This is a genomic window from Streptomyces sp. NPDC002619 (assembly GCF_042889305.1).
Taxonomy (GTDB): domain Bacteria; phylum Actinomycetota; class Actinomycetes; order Streptomycetales; family Streptomycetaceae; genus Streptomyces.
In genome coordinates this window covers 1-2,420 of the sequence record NZ_JBIAQV010000135.1, presented here as the reverse complement: position 1 = coordinate 2,420, position 2,420 = coordinate 1, and the positions used below count along the sequence as shown (strand labels likewise).

Sequence of the window (2,420 nt, the reverse complement as noted above, 5' to 3'; positions counted from 1 at the left end):
TTGTGCGCCACGAGGCGCTCTGCCGTATCCCCGGTTCAGCCGGGAGGAATTGGAGGGAGGTTCCTGGGTTCGATGGCTTACCTGATGCCGAAAGGCTTATAGGGACAAGAGCATGCCAGGAAACCAGCGACCGGGCCCAGACGCCAGGGGCGGTGCGTTGGGGAACCCGCGCGACATGGTGAAAGCTGTATTGCCTGAATCCCAATCTCCAGGGATGGAACTTCGCATCCTCCGGAACGGCGTCTGGAACCGGTGCCCGTGCCCTGCGGCGGCGATGAAGCACAACTGCCGCACCCTCTGGGAACGGGACGATGTCCAGCGAGGGCATTGAAGGAGATGAGTGGGACACCTACATCGCGCTGTTACGTACGGCAGAGACGAACGTGGGATCGCCTAAGGGACGCGAGTCCTAAGGCGACGGAGGCCCCGTAGTAGTCGTGGGAGTCACGCCCCACCAAGGACGGCGGGAAAACCGTCGGCAGGGCAAAGGGGGCCAGGTGATCGGACATCGAGAGACCGAAAGGTATGCGAAATGCAGAGCGCCGAGACGGTGCTGGGTGTCCTGCGTGAACGCGGCAGGAAAGGGCTGCCGTGCACCGAACTGTATCGACAACTGTTCAACCCGCAGATATATCTGCTGGCTTATGGCCGCATCTACTCCAACAAAGGGTCGATGACGCCAGGAGCCACGCGGGAGACCGTGGACGGCATGTCGCGGGCGAAGATCGACCGCATCATCGATGCGATGCGCCACGAGCGCTACCGGTTCAGCCCGGCCAGGCGGACCTACATTCCCAAGAAAAATGGGAAGTTGCGCCCGCTCGGCCTGCCGACGTGGTCGGACAAGCTCGTCGGTGAGGTGGTGCGCCTGTTGTTAGAGGCGTACTACGAGCCGAGGTTCTCCGACCAGTCTCACGGGTTCCGGCCCAACCGGGGGTGCCACACCGCGCTGCGCGAGGTGGCCAACACCTGGGCCGGGACGACATGGTTCATCGAGGGAGACATCGCCGACTGCTTCGGGTCTTTGGAACATCACCGGATGATCGAGATCCTGTCGGGAAAGATCCGCGATAACCGGTTCCTGCGGCTGCTGCGCAACATGCTCCAAGCCGGATATCTGGAGGACTGGGTATTCAACGCCACCCTCAGCGGCGCGCCGCAGGGCGGCTGCGCATCCCCCGTCCTGTCCAACATCTATCTGCACCGGCTGGATGAATTCGTCGAGACGGTTCTGATCCCGGAATACACCCGAGGCGCACGCAGGGCCCGCAACCCTGCCTACCTGAAGGTGGCCAACGCACTCGCACGAGCCCGTCGCCGCGGGGATCGTGAGGAGGCCCGGCAGCTTCGCGATCGGATGCGCACGCTGCCGAGCTCGGACACCCACGACCCCGAATATCGGCGGCTACGGTATGTGCGGTACTGCGATGACCACCTGCTCGGGTTCACCGGACCCAAGGCCGAGGCCGAGGAAATCAAACAGCGGCTGGCGACGTTCCTGCGCGAGGATCTCAAGCTGGAATTGTCCCAGGACAAGACGCTGATCACCCACGCCCGTACCAGTAGGGCGCGTTTCCTCGGCTATGAGATCAGCGTGCAGCACAACGACAAGCAGCGCACCAAACGCGGCCAACGCGCCGTGAACGGAGCGATCAGCTTGCACGTGCCGACATCGATGATCAAGGCCAAGATCGCCCTCTACTCCAAGCGCGGCAAACCCGCGCGCCGCTCCCAAGTGATCAACTTCAGCGACCACGACATCGTGCGGATCTACGGAGCCGAGTACCGAGGCGTCGTCCAGTACTACCTGCTCGCCGGTGATGTCCGACGACTACACCGGCTGCGGTGGGTCATGCTGACCTCCATGCTCAAAACGCTGGCCTCCAAGCACCACACGTCGGTCCGTAGGATCGCGGCCAAGCACAAGGCCAAAATCCAGACACCACACGGACCGCGCACGTGCTTCGAAGCCATCGTTGAACGTGGGAAAGGCAGCAGACCACTGGTCGCCAGGTTCGGCGGCATTCCGCTGCGACGGCAAAAGAACGCGGTCATCACCGACCGCCACCCGGGTCGGCTCACCTACCCCCGTCGGGAACTGATCGACCGGCTACAACAGGGTAAGTGCGAGCTCTGCCAGCACCTAGGCGAGGTGGAAGTCCACCACGTCCGTAACCTGAAGGAACTCGACCGAGCCGAACCCGCCCGTTGGAGACGAGTCATGGCCAAACGGCGCCGCAAGACCCTCGTGGTCTGCGCCGACTGCCACGACCACATCCACCACCGGGAATCCTCCCCGCTCACGCAGTAGTCACCGGAGAGCCGGATGCCTGGAAAGCGGGCCCGTCCGGTTCGGAGGGAGGCCGCGCGGAAAAGGACCAGCACACCTGGCACCTCGCCGCGCGGCCGACCCTACCCAG

Annotated in this window: 1 protein-coding gene; it reads left to right on the top strand. The window is 63.6% G+C overall.

The window, feature by feature from the left end:
• The first annotated feature begins 532 nt into the window (after positions 1-532).
• The gene (locus ACFYXB_RS45760; RefSeq protein ID WP_389591425.1) at positions 533-2,311 is read left to right on the top strand and encodes a reverse transcriptase domain-containing protein; all 1,779 of its coding nucleotides are present in this window, start codon (positions 533-535) and stop codon (positions 2,309-2,311) included.
• Positions 2,312-2,420 lie beyond the last annotated feature (109 nt).

Excerpts from the sequence above, each read along its gene's own strand:
- ACFYXB_RS45760 (WP_389591425.1), top strand. The coding sequence starts at position 533 with ATGCAGAGCGCCGAGACGGTGCTGGGTGTCCTGCGTGAACGCGGCAGG.